Raw genomic sequence first — 20,860 nt, 5'->3', positions numbered from 1 at the left:
GGACCGACGGTCCGGGGCGCTCAGGCGGGCCGCTTGGCGTGCTCGACGAGGTCGACGGTGGCGCGCGGGTCGTCGACCTCCACGATCAGCCGGCTGTAGCGCTCGTCGGCGAGCTCGATCACCACGGCCTTGGCGGGGTTCTTGACGTCCCAGAACACCCACTCGCCGCCCGAGCGGAAGGTCCCGGCGGTGATCACCCCGGGGAAGTGCGTGCCGCCGACCTTGATCCCCTTGGGCTCCCGGAGGATCCCGGGGTCGACGGTCGCGCCCCGGACGTTGCCGAGCGGGATCTCGATCCGGCTGCGGACCGCCCAGAGCCGGTCGAGGCCCTCGATCTCGACGACGAGGGTCTGGTCGGTGATGCTGACACGGGCCATGGAACTGTTTCCTCCCACTGGTGGATGATCTGCGGTGGACCGGCGCCGACCGGGCGTCAGCCGAGGCGTCCGGCGAAGGCGAGCACCGCTTCGGCGGACGGGCCGTCAAGGCCGGCGCGGGCGCGCAGCCGCAGGCCGAGGACGGTCGCGGCGAGCACACCGGCGCCGCCGTCGCCGCTGCCGGTCACCCGCTCGACCGCGCCGTCCAGCGCGGCCGTCCCCTCGGCGACCAGCGCCCCGACCTCCGGATCGCTCCCGGCCCGCTCCACGGCGGCCGACAGCAGCAACCCGGCGGCCGGCCCGCCGTCGAACGCGGCCACCGCCTGCGTCAGCAGCGCGGCGAGCCCGTCGGCCTCCCGAAGCGCCGCCGCGAGCGGCAGCACCTCCTCGTCGAGGTGCCGGCGCAGCGCGGCGAGGTAGAGCCCGCGCTTGCTCCCGAACACCTTGTAGAGGCTCCCCCGGTGCACACCGAGCCCAGTGACGAGATCGTCCACCGAAGTCCCCTCGTACCCGTGCACGGCGAACAACTCCGCCGCCGCGCGCACTGCCTGCTCCTCGTCGAAGGCGCGTGGTCTTCCCATGGGCAGGACTCTACGAGTTGAAGAACGATCAGTCAAGAACGACCGTTCTCAAACCCTCGCCACCGTCCCGCCCCAGGAGGAGCGGGGCGCGCGGCCGGGGTCAGGGGGTGGTGAGGAAGGCATGGAGGGTGCGGGCCTCCTTGACGAGACGGCCGGTGCCGGAGCGCTCGGCGACGGCGGCGAGTTCGGGGATCGGGCCGCGGGCGGCGCTGCGGCGGGCGGTGTCGTTGGCGAGGGCGAGGAGGTCCGCGGTGCCGCGCGGGGACTCGCCGGTGAGCAGGGACGGGAGGGCGGCGGAGAGCACGGACCAGACGGTGGCGTGGGCGCCGGTGTCGGCGGCGCCGCTCACGGACTGGACGAGGCGGTTGGGCTTCACCGTGCCGAGCGCCACCAGCTCGCCCAGCTCGCGGCCGAGCAGCGCGCCGTCCAGGTCACCGCGGGCGGCGAGCACGAGCAGGGCGTCGACGGCGGCGGCGCGGTCCTCGGGGTGGCGGGCGCCCAGGCCGTAGGCGAGGGCGAGGTGGAGGGCGAGCCCGGCCGGGCCGCCGGCCTCGGCGAGCACGACCAGCATCCGCAGCGTGCCCCGCCGCTCGCGGTCGGCGCAGTCGGCGAACCGGTCCAGCCAGCGGGCGGCGAGCTCCTCGCGGTGGTGCGGGAGCATCGCGGCCCAGTGCACGGTGGGCTCCCGGAGCCAGTCGTCCGACCGGCGGATCCGGGCCACGCTGGGCTCGGTGCCCTCCAGCAGCTTGCGGAAGTCGCCGGACAGCCGCTCGCGCGCCGGGCCGGCCGGGCCGCCGGTGCCGCGCTGGGCGACCGCGATCCGCTTGAGGTCCTCCCACCAGCGCTCCCAGTAGCGCCGCTTGCGCTCGTAGCCGGCGCCGGGGGCGAAGACCACCCGCTCCGAACCCTGGGCCGGCAGACCGCCCTCGTGCAGCCAGGCCGCCGCCCACCGTCCGGCCGCCGAGGTGAGCCGGCCGGCCGCCGCCCGCACCTCCGGGTCCGCCGTCGGGGCGACCCGCAGCAGCGCGGCGTTCAGATCGGCCGGGCCGGGTGCCGCGCCGGCCGCCTCGTAGCGGGCGAGGCGCTCGACCAGCGCACTCGCGGTGATCGCGCCGGTGGCGTCGGTCGGCGTGGCGAGCAGGAACGGCGGGGTGTCGGTGACGACCCGCTCGGCGGCCTCGGAGATCCGGGCGGCCAGCACGTTGCCGTACTCGGTGTTGTGGGTCCCGCGCAGCGGGTCGCGGCCCTTGCGGAAGACGGGGCCGGGCCGGTACGGCTCGGCCTTCCCGGCGACCACGGCGGCCACATACAGCACGTCGCCCGGGCCGCAGTCCCGCCAGCGGCCGACCTCCTGCCACGGGTTGGTCCGCAGCACCGGCTCCAGCGCCCGGACGAGCGCCGTCCGGTCGCGGTGGGCGTGCCGGACCAGGCCGTCCAGGACCCTCTCGAAGACGGCGACGTCGGGCCGTGCGGAGGCCAGCAGCACGGCGAGCTCCTCGGCGACCTCCGCCGGGGTGGCGAGCGGTTCGCCGAGCGGGGCGGGCACCGGGGCGGGCGGCAGCAGTTCGTCCCAGGCGGTGTCGTCCCCGCCCGAGCCGGCCACCGGTGCGCCGAACAGCTCCCCGGCCCGGGCGTGGTGGGCGGGGTTGAGCGCCTCGGCGGCGAGCAGCAGCTCCGGCAGCACGGCCTCCCCGGCGGCCTTGAGCCGGCGGGCGACCACGTTGAGCGCCCGCTCCTGGAGGGCGCCGTCGGGGTGGCCGAAGGCCCCGGCGGCGGCCAGCACCACCGCGCCCGACCGCTCGGGCGAGCGCCTCGCGGCCTTCTCCAGCCAGGCGAGCTGGGCCCGCACCAGCTTCTTCTCACTGCGGAACAGCACCACGGCCGAGGCCTCGACGACCGCCTCCGGCTCGATCAGCCCGGCCTCGTCCAGCCCGGCGAGCACCTGCTGGGCGTGGCCGGCCACCGCCGGCAGGCCGTCGAGCAGCGCCAGCAGGTCGCGCGCCCGGGCCGCGTACTCCGCCGGGGTGGGCGCGAGCGCGACCAGCACCGTGAGGAACGCGCGCTGGTCGGCCGTCTTGCCGCCGCGCACCAGACGGCCGAGGCAGAGGTCGATCAGCTCCTCGCGCCCCAGGCGCCCGGACTCGGCGAGCCCGGCGATCGCCGCCGGCCAGTTGTCACCCGAACGGGTGGTGTAGGTGGCGTTCAGTGGCCAAGCGACATCGTCCAGTTCGAACACCCGGGGCAGCAGCACGGGGGTGAAGGTGTCCGTCCGCAGCCGCTCCAGCAGGGTGGTGGCGGTGCCGCGCCGGCCGTTCTCCGCCCCGGCGGCCGAGCGCAGCCACTCGGTGACGAAGTCGTCGGAGGCCGGGACGGCGCAGCCGGTGCGCCGCACCACCCGCTCGATCAGCGGATAGAGGTCCCAGCTCCAGCCGGACCCGCGCTTGGCGGCGAGCCGGCCGACCACGTCGGTCTGCCACTCCACCGGCTGCGCCTCGACGACGTCGGCCAGGGCGGGGTGGCGGGCCCAGGAGCGGCCGGAGAAGTCCCGGGATCCGATCCAGGTGGCGGCGCCGGCCGGACCGGCGTGGCAGCCCGCGCCGGCCACCAGCACCGCGCACATCCGCCGGCCGCCCTCCTTGGTCCAGTCACGGCGGCCGCTCCGGCGCATCTCCTTGAACGTCGGCAGGCAGGAGCGCCGCTCGGCCGGGCCGAGGGCGGCCAGCAGTCCCGGCACCTCCCCGGTCCGCCCCTCGCGGACGGCCGCCATCAGGGCCTCCACCGCCTCGCTCGTGGCCGCCGGCGGCTGCGCGCTGCTCGCGGTTCCGGTGCTCATCGCTGCGCCCCCTCGGCCGGCCGGTCCGCCGCCCCGCCCCGCGCCCGCTCCTCGCGGACCATGCCGACCGCGAGCACGTGCTTGCACGGCCCGCGCCCGCCCCGGTACTTCGCCCACCACAGGCAGGTGCAGCCGACCGCGCCGGCCGCGTCCGTGCGCACCCGCTGGACGTGGTCGTCCACCGTGACGACGGCCGTCGCGCCGCCGTCCTCCAGCCGCACCGCCCCGGCCGCGACCAGCGCGCGGGCCGCCTTCAGCCGCGGATTGGCCGCCTCCGCGCGCCCCGCCTCGTACGGGAGCTGACGGTGGAAGTACGCGGCCTCCGCCACGTCGTAGCCGATCTGCCCGGCGGTGCCGAGCCGGGTGAGCGCGGCCCGCACCCGGGCCGCGGTGAGCCCGGACTGCTCGGCCAGCTCGGCGATCTCGATCCGCGGCTCCCAGGCGAGCAGCGCCGACACCAGGTCGGCGTCCTGCTCGGCGGTGCCGGTGGCGAGCGCGCCGAGCACCCCGCCCTCGCCGCTGAAGCCCCGGGAGGCGTCCGGCGAGAGGGTGAGGGTCAGCCGCATCCCGGGCAGCTCCACCTCCCAGGCGGAGGCCGCCGGGCCGGTCCCGGCGACCGGCGGGCCGTAGACCCGCAGCGCCCGCGCGTGCCGCAGCACCCGCTGCAGGGCGGCCAGCCGCTCGGGCCCGGGCAGGCAGACCGCGCCGGGCACCGGCCGGGTGGTGGGCCGCAGCGTGCGCCCCGCCGGGACGACCCACTGGGCGACCCGGGCCCCGGCCCGGCCCCCGCCGCGCGGCAGCGAGCGCAGGAAGCGGACCGCCTCGGCGGCGGACAGCTCGGCGCGCAGGTCGAAGCCGGCGGCGGTGACCTGGGTCTCGGCGAACCCGCGCAGCCAGCGCTCGGGCAGCGGGACCTTCTTCTCGACGACCGGCCCGTCGAAGGTGGTGACCTCCAGGGCGTCCGGGCCGACAGCGAGGTGCAGCGGCTCGGCGGGCCCGATCCGGGTGAGCGCCTCGCGCAGCGGGTTGTTGACGTCGACGTTGGTGGTGCCGTGGCCGATCTCGTCGCCGTCCAGGCCGGCGGCGAGCACGTCGAGCCGGGCGTAGACGCCGCAGCAGCCGGAGAAGGACTCGAAGCGCAGCCGGTCGCCGTTGGCGGTGACCACCGGATCCAGCGAGGCGCGCAGCTGCGGCTGGTAGTAGCGGGCGGCGGCGACGTCGGCGACGGCGAGCAGCGCGGCGGCGGCCGGCGCGGGCTCGGCCAGGAAGCCCGCGAAGAAGCGCGGGTGGGCGGCCGCCCCGAGCGGGGTGGTGCCGCCGGACGTCTCCAGGGCGAGGCTCCGCCCGGCCTCGCCGTCGAGGACGGCGGAGGGGCGCAGATAGGCGTACGCGTGTGCGGATTGCGACATGCCGAGCACGGTAGGTCAGGGCACTGACAGCCGACCCCGGACCGCCCCACCGCCTTCGAATTGTGGAACACGTTCTAGCACGTGCGTTCGCCCTCCGGGTTACCCAGGTCACACCGGCGCACGGCCCGGGTCTGCCAGTATGGGCCTGTGACAGAGCTGACCGAACAGGACAGACGGGCCACCGGCACGGTCGGCCCGTTCGCCGAGCTGCTGCGGATCGAGCGCCTCGACGAGAACACGTTCCGCGGCCACTGCCACGCCGGTGCGCCGATGCGCGCGTTCGGCGGGCACGTCGCCGCGCAGGCCCTGCTGGCGGCCGGGCGGACCATCGGCACGGACCGCGCGGTGCACTCGCTGCACGGCTACTTCCTGACGCCGGGCGACCCGGGCCGCCCCATCGAGTACCGGGTCGACCGGGTCCGCCAGGGCACCTCCTACGCCACCCGGCGGGTGACCGCGGTCCAGCGGGGCGAGGACGTCTTCAGCCTCTCCGCCTCCTTCAAGCGCCCCGAGCCCGCCGCCGACCGGCACCGGGAGGTGCCGAGGCTGCCCGGCCCCGAGGAACTGCCGGACGCCCTCTCGCTCTGGGACGACGCGGCCCGCGCCGCGCTGGCCGACGTCGGCTTCGGCGACCTGGAGCTGCGCTTCGTCCCCGCGGACGCGCCGGACGTGCCGCCGGCCGTCCCGGGCATGCCCCAGCAGTTCGTCTGGCTGCGCACCGGCTCGCCGCTGCCCGCCGACGACCCGCTGCTGCACGTCTGCGCGCTCACCTACCTGTCGGACCTCACGCTCGCCTCGACGGCCGGGCTGCACGTCCAGCCGAACTTCTTCCAGCGCACCGAGGAGCCCCGGCTGCTGATGGCCTCGCTGGACCACGCGATGTGGTTCCACCGGCCCTTCCGGGCCGACGAGTGGCTGCTGTTCGCGCAGCGCAGCCCGTCCTCCTCGGACGGCCGCGGCCTGGCGCTGGGCGAGTTCTACGACCGCTCGGGCCGGCTGGTGGCCTCCGCCGTCCAGGAGGCGCTGATCCGCGAACGCCTGGTCTCGCCGCGCTGAGCGCCGCCGGGCCGCGCCCCGGCCGCCCCCGCGCGCACCCGTCGGAGACCGTCCGGGACCGTCCGGGACCGTCCGGCCGACCGCCGCCGGCCCCCGTCACCACCCGGTGGCCGGGGGGCGAACGGCGGGAGGCCGGACGGCGTCATATTCCTGAGCGGCCCCGCCCCGTATCATGGTGCGGGTGACCAAGGTTGACCTGTCACCACGACCGGTGGAGGCGATGTCTCCGCGTCAGCTCGAACGCCGCGAAAGCCTGATCGCGGCCGCGCTCGCCCTGGTGAACGAGATCGGCGTCGAGCGGCTGCAGATGAAGCAGGTCTGCGAGCGCTCCGGAGTCGCCCTGGGGACGGCGTACCGCTACTTCTCCTCCAAGGACCACCTGCTGGCGGCGGCGATCGCCGAGTGGCACCGGCTGCTGCTGGCCGATCTGGTGGCGGAGCTGCGCGGACCGCGCGCCGGCCTGGGCGCCACCGACCGGGTGGCGCGGTTCGTGCGCGGCGGCATGCGGGCCTACCAGCGCCAGCCCGAGCTGGCCAGACTGCGCGTCGCCGTCGCCGCCTCCACGGACCCCTTCGCCAGCGAGGCGCTGCAGGGCATGGCCCGGGCCGACAGCGCCGCGCTCCAGGCGGTGATGGCCGACGAAGTGCCGGCCGCCGCGAGCGACCTCGTGCGGCACATCGTCGGCCACGCCTGGCAGGGCGAGCTGACCGCCTGGGTGACCGGGCGCACCACGCTCGGCGACGCCCGCCGGCGGCTGGAGGACGTGGTGCGACTGGTGCTGACCCCGTACGAGACCGCCTACCCGGCCCCGTACGAGGTCCCGTCCAACGCCTGACGGCGGGGCGGGCGCGGCCGCCGCCGCTCCCCCGCTCAGACCGCCGTCACCGGGTGGACCACCACCGCGTCGAACAGGTAGCCCTCGCGGTTGAACACCGCCACCTCGGGCTGGGTCCTGCCCCGGCGGTCGGTCGCCCGCGCCCGCAGCTCGTACGGGCCGGGCCGCTCCGGGCGCCAGTCGAAGCTCCAGCGCGTCCAGTCGCCGTACCGCGGCTCGTCGCGCAGCTCCGCGGGGCGCCACCGCCGGCCGCCGTCGACCGACACCTCGACCCGGCGGACCGGCGCCGCGCCCGACCACGAACGGCCGTGCAGCCGGTGCGTGCGGCCGGCCGGCAGGACGGCGTCCCGGGCCAGCTCGAAGGCGCTCTTCACCACCTGGGTGGTGAGCGGCGCGCTGCCGCCGGGCGGGTAGTCGGGGCCGAAGAGGCGGTAGGAGTCGGTGTTCCACGGCGAGAACAGCGGCCGGTCCGCGACCTCGACGCTGCCGACCCACTTGATCGAGGCGATCCCGACCCACCCCGGCACCACCACCCGGACCGGTGCGCCGTGATCGGGCGTCAGCGGCTCGCCGTTCATCTCGTAGGCGAGCAGCACGTCGTCCAGTGCCTTGGCGACCGGCAGCGGGCGGCGGACCCGGCCCAGGTTCACCCCGCCGACGACCGGCTCCGGGTCCAGGCCGGCCGGCATCACGTCCACCGCCTGCGGCGTCAGGCCCGCCCGGCGCAGCACCTCCGCCAGCCGCACCCCGCGCCAGCGGGCCGAGCCGATGCCGCCGAGCGTCCACGGGGTGCCGGGCACGCTCTGGTGCTGCTGGCCGGTGAAGAAGCTGCGGCCGTTGCCCGCGCACTCGATCAGCGCCGTGGTGGTGTGGGCGGGCAGGGCGCGCAGGTCCGCGAGCGAGAACTCGACCGGGCGCTCGGCGGTCGGGGCGCCGCGCAGGCCGGTGCCGAAGAGCCGGAGCCGCCAGGTGCCGGCGTCGATCAGCGGGGTGCTGGTGTGGTTGCGGACGAAGAACCGCTCCACCGGGACGTGCCGCCCCACCGGTGTGCCGTCCGGGCCGCCGCGCAGCGCGTCGAAGCGCATCTCGGCGTTGGTCCCGCGCGGCACGAACCACTCGGCGGGCAGCGGCTTGACGATCCCGGGCACCGGCCCGGCGGTGGGGGTGGCGGGGACCACCGGAACGATCGGGGCTGCCGGGGCCGGGGCTTCCGGGGCCGGGGCAGCCGGGGCGGCGGACGCGCGCTGCGCGCCGGTCAGGGCGCCGACGGCCGGGGCGGCGGCACCGGCGGCGGCGAGCAGACGCAGCAGCTCACGGCGTTCGAGGCCCCGGCGGCGGCCGCCCGGCCGCGCGTGGACGGTTTCCGAGGGGATGTCGGCGGACATCGGCACACTCCCGTTCGAGTCAGGGTGGTGGGTCCGGGGTCGTCCGTGCGGTCACGGCGCGGAGGGACGACGGCGGAGGGGGGAAGAGCTCAGCGGCAGCAGCGGCGGCAGCGGTGGCGGCAACAGCGACAACACCGGCCGCGGCGGGAGAGGACGGGCGCGCCACCGGCGCCGGCGACGGCCGCGGGCCGCCCGGCGGGTACCACGGCGCGCGCTCCCCCGGTCACGGTCGGATCCTAGGGCCGCCGCGAACCCCGCGTCAGGCGAACCGGGACTTGACCCTCACACCGGTGTGAACTCCTACCGTGCGGAGCGGGCCGGCCGACCGCCGGCCCCAGGACCACCCCGGAGGAGCGCCGTCATGACCACCACCCCCGTCCTCGCCCCCGCCCCCGCCGCCGCGCCGCTCGCCCGCACCGTCCGCGGCAGCGGCCCCGGACTGCTGCTCGCCCACGGCGCGGGCGGCAGCGTCCACGACAACTGGGGCCCGCTGCTCGACGACCTCGCCGCCCACCGCACCGTCGTCGCCCCCGACTACCCGGGCTCCGGCGACAGCCCCGACGAACCCGGCGTGCCGCACTCGCTCGACGAACTGGCCGACCGCCTGGTGGCCGCCGCCGACGCGGCCGGGCTCGCGGACTTCGACCTCGCCGGCTACTCGCTCGGCGCCGCCGTCGCCGTCCGGATCGCCACCCGCCACCCGGGCCGGGTCCGCTCGCTGCTGCTGCTCGCCGGGGTGGCCGGCGGCTCGCAGCGCTTCCGGCTGCTCGCCGACCAGGCCGTCGCCCTCACCGCGCACCCCGCGCTCTGGGCCGACCACAGCCTGGCCACCGCCTTCGGCCGCACCTGGGTGGACGCCCTGCCCGCCGAGCGGTTCGCCGGGCTGCGGGCCGCCCTGGCCGCCGCGCCGGTCCCGGCGGGCTTCCGCTGGCAGTTCGAGCTCGCCGCCCGTGCGGACGTGCGCGCCGAGCTGGCCCGGATCGCCGTGCCCACCCTGGTCGTCTCCACCACCGAGGACGGTCTGGTCACCCCGGAGCAGCACCGCGCCCTGGCGCGGGGCATCCCCGGCGCCCGGCTGGCCGAGCTGCCGGCCGGCCACCTGCCGATGGTGGAGCGGCTGCCCGAGCTGCGGGACCTGATGGTGGGCTTCCTGACGGGCGCCGCCGCCTCCGGACCGGCCGACGTCCCCGGACCGGCCGCCTCCGGACCGGCCGCGGCCTCCTGACCGGCCGACGCCTCCGAACCGGCCGACGCCCAGCGCGGGTTCGGCCGCCGTCCGGGGCCGGTCCGGCCCGGCGGGACGGGAACACCCCACCGGGCGGGGACGTTCGTCCGGGCATGCGCATCGGAGAACTCGCCCGTCTGACCGGGGTGTCCACCCGCCTGCTGCGGTACTACGAGGAGCAGGGCCTGCTCGAACCCACCCGCTCGGCCGGCGGCTACCGCGAGTACGACCAGGGCGACACCGTCCGCGTCCGCCAGATCCGCAGCCTGCTCGCGGCGGGCCTCTCCACCCGGGTGATCGCGCAGATCCTCCCCTGCGCGACCGGCCCGATCCCCGCCCTGGAGGCCTGCCCCGACCTGCTCGGCACCCTGCGCGGCGAACTGGCCGAGCTCGACGCGCGCATCGACGAGCTGAGCCGCAGCCGGCGCGCCCTGGCCGGCTACCTGGACGCCGCCGTGCCGTCGTCCCGCCCGTACGCGGCCGCCTGACGCCCGCCCAGGTCGCGGCTTCCCGGCGCGCCCTGCCGCTTCTCCCGGCAAGAACTGGACATAGTACGACATGTATCACGATTCCGATCATGTCGCCGACGCATGCCGTCGGACCGCCAGGACGCCGCGAGAGGTACCCCATGACCAGTCAGCCGCCCGAGCCGCCGGACGAACCCGCCGCCACCCTCCCCCTCGACCGGGTCGTGTTCGGAGTCGGCGCGGTCGCGGTGCTCGGGGTCGTCGCGTGGGGCGTCTTCGCCGAGGACTCCCTCGGCCGGACCTCCAGCACCGCCCTCGGCTGGGTGCTGCACAACTTCGGCTGGCTCTTCGTCGCCGCCGCCGACGTCTTCCTCGTCCTCACCGTGGTGCTCGCCTTCAGCCGGTTCGGCCGGATCCGGCTCGGGCGTGACGACGACGAACCGGAGTTCTCCACCACCGCCTGGGTCGCCATGATGTTCAGCGCCGGCATGGGCATCGGCCTGATGTTCTACGGCGTCGGCGAACCGCTCCAGCTGTTCGCCGCCCCGCAGCCCGGCTCCGGCCTCGAACCCGAGTCCGCGGCCGCCGCCCAGCAGGCACTGGAGTTCTCGCTCTTCCACTGGACCCTGCACCCCTGGGCGATCTACGCCGTCGGCGGCCTCGCCCTCGCCTACACCACCTTCCGCAAGGGCCGCGGCAACCGGATCTCCGCCGCGTTCGTCCCGCTGATCGGCGAACGCGGCGCCAACGGCTGGAAGGGCCAGGCGATCGACCTGCTCGCCGTGTTCGCGACCGTCTTCGGCTCCGCCACCAGCCTCGGCCTCGGCGCCCTCCAGGTGGCCGACGGGCTCGGTTACATCTCCGACGTCAACAACAGCGAGCGCACCCAGCTGGTCATCATCGGCGCGCTGACCGCCGCCTTCGTGCTCTCCGCCTTCTCCGGCGTGCACCGCGGCGTCAAGTGGCTCTCCACGGCCAACGTGGTGCTGGCCTCGCTGATCATGGTCTTCGTCTTCCTCGTCGGCCCGACCGTCTTCGTGCTGGACTCCATCCCCTCCACCGTCGGCGGCTACCTCTCCAACCTGACCACCATGTCCACCCAGACCGGCGCCTTCACCGACGAGGACTGGCTCGGCAACTGGACCATCTTCTACTGGGCCTGGTGGCTCTCCTGGGCGCCGTTCGTCGGCACCTTCATCGCCCGGATCTCGCGCGGCCGCACCGTGCGGCAGTTCCTCATCGGCGTGCTGCTGGTGCCCAGCGGGGCCACCGTCATCTGGTTCTGCGTGATGGGCGGCACCGCGATCCGGCTGGACACCACCGGCGCCGCCGACCTCGTCGCCACCATCCCGCAGGGCGCCGAGGCCTCGCTCTTCGAGATGCTGCGCGCACTGCCGGGCGGCACGGTGACCAGCGTGGTCGCGGTGCTGCTGGTGATGACCTTCTTCATCACCAGCGCCGACTCCGCCTCGCTGGTGCTCGGCTCGCTCTCCAGCCGCGGTTCGCTGCACCCGCGCACCTGGCTGGTGGTGGTCTGGGGCGTGCTGATGGGCGGCGTCGCCGCGGCGCTGCTGCTGGCCGGCGGGCTCACCGCGCTGCAGAACGCCACCATCCTGGTCGCGCTGCCGTTCGTCGGGGTGATGCTGATGCTGTGCGTCGCCCTGGTGAAGGAACTGCGCGCCGACCCGTCCGCCGGGCCGTCCCGCTTCCACCCGGCGCACGGCCTGCGGGACGCCGTGCGGGTCGCGGTCGGCGAGGCCCTCGCCGATGTCCGGCGGGGCAACCGGCGTCCTCCGAACGGGTGAGACCCCCCGCCCTCCGGGGACCGCCGGACGGCCTCCCCGGAGGGCGTGACCTGCGGCGTTGCACATGTCGCCCAAGCCGACGCCGATCCCCCATCCGGACTTCACCCGCACGTAGCGACCGTTCACACCGGCCTGGAAACCTCCGTGCCATGAACGCCAACCCCCCGGCGACCCTCCAGGACCCGCGCTTCCCCCTGCCCCAGCGCCACCGCCGCTTCCTGGCCTGCACCGCCGTCCTCGCTTCCATCGCCCTGGGCACCCTGGGCGTCGGCGCCACCGTCGAAACCGTCCAGCACGGCACCGTGGCCACCGCCACGGCCCCCGTACGGAAGTAGCCCCGGGCGGCGACGGGCGGCGCGGCCCCGACGAGGAACACCCGGCCACTCCGCGCCTCGGGACGCGCCGCCGGGGAGTGGCGACCGGAACCGTCAGGCGGTCTTGACGTCAGGACACCTTGACGGGAAACTCGGGTCATGTCGACCCCCGATGCCCTTGAAGGCCGGTTCACGCTGCCCGCCGCAGTCGCGCGTTACGACGCCTTGCGGACGCGCGACGCCCTCGCGGCGCCGCCCGACGAGGACGATGCCGCGACGGCGTCGCCCGATCCGGACGAGGCGCCCCTGGCGCGCGGCGAGGCCCTGGAGATGCTCGCCCTCGGTGAGGTGATCGCCCGCAAGGCCGCCTACGGCCGCCAGCTGTCCGTCCGTTCCGCGCGTCGGGCCGGGGCCTCGTGGTCGCAGATCGGCGCCGCGCTGGGCACCAGCAAGCAGGCCGCCTGGGAAGCCCACAACCGGTGGATCGACGAGCAGGCCCAGCAGCCGGACAACCCGGGGCACTGGGGCTGGGACGAGGACGACGTCACGGCCGCCCGGACGCTCGCGGGCCGACCGGACGAGGACGAGCGCGCATGAACGCGGAGGCCCGGACGGCGGTCCGCCCCTACGGGCCCGGCGCTCCCCGGGCGGCCGTGGACGACCTGCCCGCACGGCCGGCACGGTCCCGCCCCGGCCACCTCGCCGCCGACGTCCGCCCCTTCTTCCGGCGCTTCCGCTGACGTCCCCGGCGGTCGGCGCGGGCAGCCGCCCCGGGTGGGGCGGCTGCCCGCGGACCGCCATCCCCGCGCTCGGCGCACCGGCCCGGCCACGACGGCACCAAAGCCCCACAGGCATTCCGGACGCCAACCACCACAGCGGCGAGCAGACCAGGCCAAGGCCGTCGGCGATGCCGCCGAACCCCGGCGGCAAACGAGCCCAGAGTGCCGGCCGAGTCAGGCAAGCTGGCCCGCGCGAGGGACGGGGTGTGCAGGAACCGGCCCGGCCACGACGGCACCGAAGCCCCACAGCCATTCCGGACGCCAACCACCACCGCGGCGAGCAGACCACGCCAAAGCCCTCGGCGATCCCGCCGAACCCCGGCGGCAAACGAGCCCAGAGTGCTGGCCGGGTCAGGCAGGCTGGCCCGCGCGAGGGGGGCGCGGAGGAGAGCCGGGGCGTAGCGGGCGACGAGCGCCCGCAGAAGCCGACCCGGCCACGACGGCACCAAGGCCCCACAGCCATTCCGGACGCCAACCACCCCAGCGGCGAGCGAGCCACGCCAAAGCCCTCGGCGATCCCGCCGACCCCGGCGGTGTACGAGCCGGGAGTGGCGGCCGGGTCAGGCAGGCTGGCCCGCGCGAGGGGCGGGGCGGGAGTGGCGGCCGGTGCCGGGGGCGGGGAGGAGATCCGGGGCCGGGGCGTAGCGGGCGGCGGGCGCGCGCAGGAGGCGGCCCGAGGGGCGGGTGGCGATCAGGCCCATGCGGTGGAGCAGGTCGAGGGCGTCGCGGCGCAGGGCGGTGCGGTCGGCGAGCGGACCGCGCCAAGGCCTCCGGGGGGCCCGCCGAGCCCGGCGGTGTACGAGCCGAGAGTGCCGGCCAGGTCAGGCAGGCTGGCCCGCGCCGGGGACGCGGAGGAGATCCAGGGCAGAGCGGGTGGCGAGTGCCCGCAGGAGCCGGCCCTGCCAGGACGGCACCGAAGCCCCCACAGCCATTCCACACGCCGCCCACCACGGCGGCGAGCAGACCACATCGGGGCCCTCGGCGGACCCGCCGACCCAGGCAGGCGTACGAGCCGAGCGTGCCAGCCAGGTCACGCAGGCAGGCCCGCGCGAAGGGCGGGCCAGGAGCGGCGACCGGCACCGGGACCGAGGCATAGCGGGCGGCGGGCACCCGCAGGAACCGGCCCGGCCACGACAGCACCGACGCCCCACAGGCGTTCCGGACGCCGACCGTCGCGGCGGCGAGCAGACCGCACCAAGGCCCCCGGGGGTCCCGCCGAGCCCGGCGGCGTACGACCCGGGAGTGCCGGCCGGGTCAGGCAGGCTGGCCCGCGCGAGGGGCGGGGCGGGAGTGGCGGCCGGTGCCGGGGGCGGGGAGGAGGTCCGGGGCCGGGGCGTAGCGGGCGGCGGGCGCGCGCAGGAGGCGGCCCGAGGGGCGGGTGGCGATCAGGCCCATGCGGTGGAGCAGGTCGAGGGCGTCGCGCCGCAGGGCGGTGCGGTCGGCGAGGTAGTCGCGGCGCCAGCCGGCCCGGAGGCCGTACTCGTCGGCGATGTCGCCGAGCACGCCGTCTATCAGCGCGTCCGGGACGGGCACGTCGGCGCCGGTGGTCTCGCCGGGCAGCGGGCGGACCTCCTCGACCAGGCGCTCGACCAGCAGCAGCGCCGCCTGCGCGGCCGTTCCGCCGCCGGACAGGGCGAGGTCGGTGAGCTCCTCCGCCGGGTCGAGGAGCGCGACGCCCTCGGCCCGGTGCTCGGCCTCCAGGCCGAGGAAGTCGGCGAGCGCGGCAGGGCCGGAGTGCCGGTGGTCGCGCAGCCAGGCGCGCTGGTCCTCGGGCAGGTCGGCGACCAGGACGGCCGGGGTCTCGGCGAGGCGCCGGCGGACGGCGGTGCCGGGCTCGGCCTCGGCGGCGCGGCGGACGAGGTCGGCGGCGTCGTCGGCGAGCGCGGGCGGCCCGGCCGGGACGGCGCGGGCGAGCTGCCGGTCGACCGTCAGGACGGCGGAGGCGTCCGCGAGGCCGGCGGGGACGTCGGTGAGCACCTGCCAGTCGGCGAGCACGGCGAACGCCATGGCGAGGTCGGCGGGGTCGGCGGGCGCGGGCTCGGCGGTGTTCATCGCGGTCAGCAGCGCGCCGAGCGGGAGCTGTTCGGGCGCGTCGACGAGCAGCGACAGGGCGAGCGCGAGCCCGGCGTAGCCGCCGGGGGTGAACGGGGCGCCGGTGGCGGGGTGTTCGAGGCGGCGGACGGCGCCGGGGCCGGGGCCGGCCTTGTGCAGACGGGCGTGCCAGGGGCCGACGACCAGCGGGTAGCCGAGCAGGGTGTCGAAGCGTTCGGTGAGCCAGTCGCGGTGACGGCGGATCAGCGGGAAGCCGTCCGCGTGCGGCCCGGAGGCGGTGACCAGCGGGTGGGCGAGGAGCAGCCGGGCGGCGATCCGGCGTTCGGCGGCGGTGGTGGCGCCGGAACGATCCTGCGGTACGACGGTGGCGGCGGAGCGGGGGTGTTCGGGCCTGCGGTGCCGGCCGGGCGTGCCGGATTTGGCGCCCGAGAGCACGACGGGCAGGGCGGCGGCGTCGCGGCGGGCGCGGCGCAGGCCCGTGGCGGTGCGCGGTTCGCGGGTGCGCAGCGGCGCGGGCATGTGCGCGGTGGGGCCGTGCCACCAGCTGACGTCGGGGCCGGACGGCGCGGCGGGGGCGCCGAAGTGACGGGCCGGGTAGAGGCCGAAGGAGGCCGCGCAGAGGTCGTCGGCGGCGCCGGGGCCGGCCTCGGCGAACCAGCGCGCGAGCCGGAGCAGCCCCGGGTCGGGCGAGAGGCCGGACAGCGGTCCGGACAACGGTTCGGACAGCGGCTGGGACGGGGATCCGGACCGGGAGCCGGACGAGGGTTGGGACGGGAGACCGCGCGAGGGGTCCTGCGGGGCGTCAGCTCCGGCCGCGGCACCGGGCCCGGGGCCGCGAGCGGGTTCGCGTACGGCGAGGACGGCGCCGGCGGTGCTGCGCCCCGCCCCGCCCGTGCGTCCGTCCGACGTGCCACCGGCCGTCCGCGCGGCGCCGGTCGCGTACTCCTGCTGCTCCATGTCGGGGACCAGACTAGACGCTGGACGCGGCCCCCGCTGGCAGCCGCCCGGGGCGCGGCGACATCCGGCCGGGCGGCCGGACGGTGAGCGCGCGCCGGCCCGGCGGCACGTCACCCCGCCCGCCCACCGGCACCTACGCACCGGTAACAATCTCTTCCGTGCCACCGCCCCGGTCCCCTATCGTGCCCGCACGGGCCGTCCGCCCCACCACCCTCGCCCCCACCCACCCGGAGGACACCCCCGCATGAGCATCCGTACGACCACCCGCGCCGTCCTCGGCGGCCGGCTGCGCTCGGCCTCCGGCCTGCTCGCCGGTTTCGCCGCCACCTCGGCGGCCCATCTGGGGGCGCTGCTGACCGACGTTCCGGCGCTGCGGCACGCCACCAAGCCGGCGTTGATGCCGCTGCTGGCCGCGCACAGCGTCGTCAGCGCCACCGCGGCGGGGCGGCGGGCGCCGAAGCTGCTGGCGCCGGCGCTGCTGGCGAGCGCGGGCGGGGACGTGCTGCTCCAGCTCGGCTCGGACCCCGCGTTCCTGGCCGGAATGGGCTCGTTCGCGGCGGCGCACGTCTGCTACGTGACGATGTTCGTCGGCCAGGGCGCGCTGACGGAGCGGCGCCGCACGCTGGTGGTCGCGGCCGCCTACGCGGCGGCCTGGGCCTCGATGGTGGGCCTGCTCTGGCCGGATCTCGGGGACCTCCGGATCCCGGTGGCCGGGTACAGCCTGCTGCTCGCCTCGACGGCGGTGACCTCGGCCGGGCTGGGGGTGCGGACCGGGCTGGGCGGGGCGCTGTTCCTGCTCTCGGACACCCTGATCGCCACCAAGCTGGCGAACTGGCGGGAGCTGCCGGGCCACGATTTCTGGATCATGGCGACCTACATCCTGGCCCAGTACCTGCTGGCGACCGGCGCGCTGCGGGCCGCCGAGGCCCAGGAGGCCGGGGAGGCCGGGGAGGCCGCGCAGGCCCGGGAGGACCAGGACCGGAGGAAGCCGCACGCCGACGCGACGGTCCCGGCCGACGGCACGGCCTGACCGCACGGCCTGACCGCACGGAGGTGCCGCCGGACGACGAACCGTCCGGCGGCACCCTCCCCCGGCTCAGGCGGACCCGGTGCCCGCGCGCCGCCGCAGCAGCCAGAAGCCGCCGAGGCCGCCCGCGACCAGCAGCGCGCCGCCCGCCAGCTCGGCCGGGTTCGCCGCGATCGAGCCGCCGAGACCGGTCTTCACCGCGCCGTGCGGGGCGACCTGCTGGCTGCCGGCGCCGGACTGCCCGAGGGAGCCCGCCCACTCCCCTGCCGCCTCGCTCCACCCGCCGAGGCCGGAGGGCGCGGAACCCGCGGCACCGGCACCGGCACCGACGCCGGATCCGGCGCCCGCACCGGCCCCCGCGCCCCCGCCCGTGGACACCGAGACCGTGGTCACCGTGACGCTGGTGGCGAAGGCGGCGCCGTCCGGGCAGGTCCCGTCGACCTTGTTGTCGCCCCCGTACTTGCCCGCCAGCCGGGCGGATCCGGTGTGCTTGCCGTCGGAGCCGAGCGTCAGGGTGGCGGGGCCGCCCTCGAAGGCCGGCGAGTTGGCGGTGATCGTCTTGGCGGTGGGCTTGTCGGACTTCTCACAGGCGACCGTGACCGTCACGGTCTGGCCCGGTGCGGCCTGGGACGGGCTGACCGAGGCGGCGCCGTCCTTGGCCAGCGCGAGGGGGGCCGTCAGGCCGGTCAGCAGCGTCGCGCCGATCAGGGCGGCGGCGGCCGTACGCGTGGGGCGCATACCGGAACCTCCGGGATTCTCTCGGGCGCGGCCGGGGACTCCTACGTCCACGTGATCGAACAACCACACCCGGTCACCCCCCGACGGTAGGCACCCGCCGCCCGCCCGGCCACCGCTCTGGCCCGTTCGGGCGAGCCGCCGCCACCCGGCGTCACCGCCCGCCGGCCACCCGCCCGGCCGTCAGAGGTCCAGGTCGACGACGACCGGGGCGTGGTCCGAGGTGCCCTTGCCCTTGCGCGCCTCCCGGTCGACATAGCTGTCGGTGACGGCGTCCACGAAGGGCTTGTTGGCGTAGGTGAGGTCGATCCGCATGCCCCGGTTCTTCGGGAAGGCCAGCTGGCGGTAGTCCCAGTAGGTGTAGGGGCGGTCGTACTTCAGCGGGCGCGGCACCACGTCGTGCAGCCCGGCCGCGTCGAGGGCGGCGAGGGCGGCCCGCTCGGCGGGGGTGACGTGGGTGAGGCCCTCGAAGGCCGCCACGTCGAAGACGTCCTCGTCGCTCGGCGCGATGTTGAAGTCGCCGAGGACGGCGAACGGGCGCTCGCCGGCCGCGTCCTCCAGCGAGGCGCGGCGCAGCGCCTCCAGCCACTCCAGCTTGTAGCGGTAGTGGGCATGGTCGACCTCGCGGCCGTTGGGCACGTAGACCGACCAGACCCGGACCGGGCCGCAGGTGGCGGCGACGGCGCGCGGCTCGACGTCGGGCAGCAGGGCGTCGTCGGCGAGGTAGCCGGGCTGCTCGGGCAGGTCGCGGACGACGTCGTCGAGGCCGATCCGGGAGACGATCGCCACGCCGTTCCACCGGCCGGTGCCGTGGGCGGCGGTCTCGTAGCCGAGCTCGCGCACCGGCTCGTAGGGGAAGGCGTCGGCGGCGCACTTGAGCTCCTGGAGGCAGAGCACGTCGGGCTTGGCGCTCTCCAGCCATTCGAGGAGCTTGGGCAGCCGCGCGGTGACGGAGTTGATGTTCCAGGTGGCGATGCGGACGGTCACGGCGGGCGGCCTTCCCGGTGGCGGTTCAGGTACGGGTGCGGGGTGGGCGCCCGGGGGCCGCAGTGGCCCCGGTGGACGCCCACCCCGAATCTACCGAACGGCACCGACAGTCCGGCCCGGCCTCAACACGCGGGCCTCAACACGCGGACCTCGACACGCAGGCCTCGACACGCAGGCCTCGACACGCAGGCCTCGACACGCGGGCCCCACGGCGCGGACCCCGTGGCACCGGCCGCCCGGCTCCCGTCTCACGGCGCCGGCCGCACCACCGCCGCCGAGCCGCCGCCGCGGCGCACCGGTTCGGCCGCGGCGACCCAGCGGCCGTCCGGCAGCCGCTCGACGCCGGTCGCGGCGCCGATCTCCGGCGTGGCGGCGAACACGTGGCCGAGCGCCTCCAGCCCGGTCCGCTCGGGCAGCGCCAGGAAGGCCGGCTCGGCCTGGGTGGCGGCGGTGTTGCGCTGGCTGGCGCGCGGCGCGGCGATCGCCCGCTCCAGGCTCAGGCCCCGGTCGAGGCGGCCGAGCAGCACCTGGAGGGTGGTGGTGATGATGGTGGCGCCGCCGGGCGAGCCGGCGGCCAGCAGGGGCTCGCCGTCGCGCAGCACGATGGTCGGCGAGAGCGAGGAGCGCGGCCGCTTGCCGGGGCCGGGCAGGTTGGGGTCGGGCACCCCGGCGAACAGCGGGGTGAAGTTGAAGTCGGTCAGCTCGTTGTTGAGCAGGAAGCCGCGGCCGGGGACGGTGATGCCGCTGCCGCCGGTCTGCTCCAGGGTGAGGGTGTAGGAGACGACGTTGCCCCAGCGGTCGGCCACCGTGAGGTGGCTGGTGCTCAGGCCCTCGTAGGGCTCGGCGGCGGGCGCCGGGGCGGCGTCCGGGCAGCCGGCCGGGTGACGCGGGTCGCCGGGGGCGACCGGGCTGGTGAGCGCGCGGTCGGGCCGGATCAGGCAGGCCCGGGAGGCCGCGTACCGGGCGGAGAGCAGCTCCTTCGTCGGCACGTCGTTGAACGCCGGGTCGCCGACCCAGCGGTTGCGGTCGGCGAAGGAGAGCCGCGAGGCCTCCAGGAAGTGGTGGTAGTACTGCGTGGCGTCGTAGTCGGCGACCTCGCCGTCCTCCAGGATGCCGAGCGCCTCGCCGACCGTGGTGCCGCCGGAGCTGGAGGGGGCGATCGAGTAGAGGTCGTAGTCCCGGTAGGCGACGTGGGTGGGCTGCTGGCGGCGGACCCGGTACGCGGCCAGGTCGGCGGCGTCCACCTGTCCGGGGCGGGCGTTGCGGCCGGAGGCGGGGTCGACCGGCGGGTGCTGGACGGTGCGGACGATGTCCTCGCCGATCGCGCCCCGGTAGAGCGCCTCGGTGCCCTCCTTGCCGAGCTGGCGGTAGGTGGCGGCGAGATCGGGGTTGCGGAAGGTGGAGCCGACCACCGGGAGCGCGCCGCCGGGCAGGAAGAGCCGGGCGGTGTCGGGGAAGTCCTTGAACCGGGCCTGGTTGAGCGCGGTCTGGTCCTGGAAGGTCTGGTCGACGGTGAAGCCCTGCTCGGCGATCCGCTGGGCGGGCTTGAGGTTCTCGGCGAAGCTGCGCCGGCCCCAGAGCCCGACGGCGGTCTCCCAGGTCGCCGGGGAGCCGGGGACGCCCACCGACAGGCCGCTGGTCACGGCGTCGGCGAACGGCAGCGGTGCGCCGTTCTCCAGGAAGAGCGAGGTGTCGGCCTTGCGGGAGGCGGTCTCCCGCCCGTCGATGGTGTGCACCCGGCCGGTGGCGTGGTCGTAGTAGACGAAGTACCCGCCGCCGCCGATCCCGGCCGAGTACGGTTCGGTGACCCCGAGCGCCGCGGCGACCGCCACCGCCGCGTCCACGGCGTTGCCGCCCTTGCGCAGGACCTCGATGCCGGCCGCCGTGGCGTCGGCGTCCACGCTGGCCACCGCCCCGCCCCAGCCGACCGCCTCGGGCACCTTGGCCGGCGGCGCCGCCCCGGCGGGTCCGGTGGCGGACCACACCAGGGCGGTGGCGAGCAGGAGCGACGGGGCGACGCGGGCCAGTGCTCTCAT

Annotated in this window: 18 protein-coding genes; 9 read left to right on the top strand and 9 right to left on the bottom strand. The window is 76.6% G+C overall.

What is annotated here, in order from left to right:
* Positions 1 to 20 precede the first annotated feature (20 nt).
* From ACFVVL_RS07805 to ACFVVL_RS07790, 4 genes are all read right to left on the bottom strand, one after another.
* Positions 21 to 377, bottom strand: a complete 357-nt coding sequence (locus ACFVVL_RS07805) for a hypothetical protein (RefSeq protein WP_380297056.1) — start codon at positions 375 to 377, stop codon at positions 21 to 23.
* Between the two features lie 56 nt (positions 378 to 433).
* The gene (locus ACFVVL_RS07800; protein WP_380297058.1) at positions 434 to 958 is read right to left on the bottom strand and encodes a TetR/AcrR family transcriptional regulator; all 525 of its coding nucleotides are present in this window, start codon (positions 956 to 958) and stop codon (positions 434 to 436) included.
* A 100-nt stretch (positions 959 to 1,058) separates the two neighbouring features.
* Entirely contained in the window at positions 1,059 to 3,791 is a 2,733-nt protein-coding gene (locus tag ACFVVL_RS07795; protein WP_387672185.1) for a DUF6493 family protein, read from the bottom strand.
* Positions 3,788 to 5,200: an SWIM zinc finger family protein gene (locus ACFVVL_RS07790; protein ID WP_387672182.1), complete on the bottom strand. Its 1,413-nt coding sequence runs from the start codon at positions 5,198 to 5,200 to the stop codon at positions 3,788 to 3,790. The genes ACFVVL_RS07795 and ACFVVL_RS07790 overlap by 4 nt, the downstream gene beginning before the upstream one ends.
* Positions 5,201 to 5,347: 147 nt before the next feature.
* Between ACFVVL_RS07790 and ACFVVL_RS07785 the strand changes: the two genes are divergently transcribed.
* Both ACFVVL_RS07785 and ACFVVL_RS07780 read left to right on the top strand, forming a co-directional pair.
* A complete protein-coding gene (locus ACFVVL_RS07785) occupies positions 5,348 to 6,256 on the top strand; it encodes an acyl-CoA thioesterase (protein ID WP_387672179.1) in 909 nt (302 codons plus the stop codon).
* Between the two features lie 181 nt (positions 6,257 to 6,437).
* Positions 6,438 to 7,091, top strand: a complete 654-nt coding sequence (locus tag ACFVVL_RS07780; protein WP_380292987.1) for a TetR/AcrR family transcriptional regulator — start codon at positions 6,438 to 6,440, stop codon at positions 7,089 to 7,091.
* A 35-nt stretch (positions 7,092 to 7,126) separates the two neighbouring features.
* On the opposite strand, the gene ACFVVL_RS07775 is transcribed toward ACFVVL_RS07780, so the two are convergent.
* The gene (locus ACFVVL_RS07775; protein WP_387672176.1) at positions 7,127 to 8,476 is read right to left on the bottom strand and encodes a sulfite oxidase; all 1,350 of its coding nucleotides are present in this window, start codon (positions 8,474 to 8,476) and stop codon (positions 7,127 to 7,129) included.
* Between the two features lie 361 nt (positions 8,477 to 8,837).
* On the opposite strand from ACFVVL_RS07775, the gene ACFVVL_RS07770 reads away from it, so the two are divergent.
* The 6 genes from ACFVVL_RS07770 to ACFVVL_RS07745 all read left to right on the top strand — a co-directional run bounded on the left by ACFVVL_RS07770 (position 8,838) and on the right by ACFVVL_RS07745 (position 13,027).
* Positions 8,838 to 9,701 (top strand): alpha/beta fold hydrolase, encoded by an 864-nt coding sequence (locus tag ACFVVL_RS07770; protein WP_387672173.1) that lies wholly within the window; start codon positions 8,838 to 8,840, stop codon positions 9,699 to 9,701.
* Positions 9,702 to 9,814: 113 nt separating this feature from the next.
* Positions 9,815 to 10,189: a MerR family transcriptional regulator gene (locus ACFVVL_RS07765; protein WP_380292993.1), complete on the top strand. Its 375-nt coding sequence runs from the start codon at positions 9,815 to 9,817 to the stop codon at positions 10,187 to 10,189.
* 140 nt (positions 10,190 to 10,329) lie between these two features.
* Complete coding sequence (locus ACFVVL_RS07760) at positions 10,330 to 11,973, top strand: BCCT family transporter (protein WP_387672169.1); 1,644 nt, start codon at positions 10,330 to 10,332, stop codon at positions 11,971 to 11,973.
* A gap of 149 nt (positions 11,974 to 12,122) precedes the next feature.
* A complete protein-coding gene (locus ACFVVL_RS07755; RefSeq protein ID WP_380292997.1) occupies positions 12,123 to 12,308 on the top strand; it encodes a hypothetical protein in 186 nt (61 codons plus the stop codon).
* A gap of 138 nt (positions 12,309 to 12,446) precedes the next feature.
* On the top strand, positions 12,447 to 12,884 hold the full coding sequence (locus ACFVVL_RS07750; protein WP_380292999.1) for a hypothetical protein: 438 nt from the start codon (positions 12,447 to 12,449) through the stop codon (positions 12,882 to 12,884).
* A complete protein-coding gene (locus ACFVVL_RS07745) occupies positions 12,881 to 13,027 on the top strand; it encodes a hypothetical protein (protein WP_387672166.1) in 147 nt (48 codons plus the stop codon). The genes ACFVVL_RS07750 and ACFVVL_RS07745 overlap by 4 nt, the downstream gene beginning before the upstream one ends.
* Before the next feature lie 1,293 nt (positions 13,028 to 14,320).
* Here the strand turns inward: ACFVVL_RS07745 and ACFVVL_RS07740 are convergent.
* Complete coding sequence (locus ACFVVL_RS07740) at positions 14,321 to 15,832, bottom strand: DUF2398 family protein (protein ID WP_387672163.1); 1,512 nt, start codon at positions 15,830 to 15,832, stop codon at positions 14,321 to 14,323.
* A gap of 487 nt (positions 15,833 to 16,319) precedes the next feature.
* Here ACFVVL_RS07740 and ACFVVL_RS07735 point away from each other — a divergent pair, with 487 nt between their 5' ends.
* Positions 16,320 to 17,105, top strand: coding sequence for a lysoplasmalogenase (locus ACFVVL_RS07735; protein WP_387672161.1), 786 nt, complete (start codon positions 16,320 to 16,322; stop codon positions 17,103 to 17,105).
* Positions 17,106 to 17,171: 66 nt separating this feature from the next.
* On the opposite strand, the gene ACFVVL_RS07730 is transcribed toward ACFVVL_RS07735, so the two are convergent.
* From ACFVVL_RS07730 to ggt, 3 genes are all read right to left on the bottom strand, one after another.
* Positions 17,172 to 17,840, bottom strand: coding sequence for a hypothetical protein (locus ACFVVL_RS07730; RefSeq protein WP_387672159.1), 669 nt, complete (start codon positions 17,838 to 17,840; stop codon positions 17,172 to 17,174).
* A 180-nt stretch (positions 17,841 to 18,020) separates the two neighbouring features.
* Positions 18,021 to 18,824: an exodeoxyribonuclease III gene (locus ACFVVL_RS07725; protein ID WP_376085398.1), complete on the bottom strand. Its 804-nt coding sequence runs from the start codon at positions 18,822 to 18,824 to the stop codon at positions 18,021 to 18,023.
* A 248-nt stretch (positions 18,825 to 19,072) separates the two neighbouring features.
* Positions 19,073 to 20,860 (bottom strand): gamma-glutamyltransferase, encoded by a 1,788-nt coding sequence (ggt, locus tag ACFVVL_RS07720; protein WP_387672156.1) that lies wholly within the window; start codon positions 20,858 to 20,860, stop codon positions 19,073 to 19,075.

The sequence above is a fragment of the Kitasatospora sp. NPDC058115 genome (assembly GCF_042884635.1).
GTDB lineage: Bacteria > Actinomycetota > Actinomycetes > Streptomycetales > Streptomycetaceae > Kitasatospora.
The sequence above is the reverse complement of the archived record's forward strand: the minus strand, read 5'-3'. Positions and strand labels throughout refer to the sequence as shown.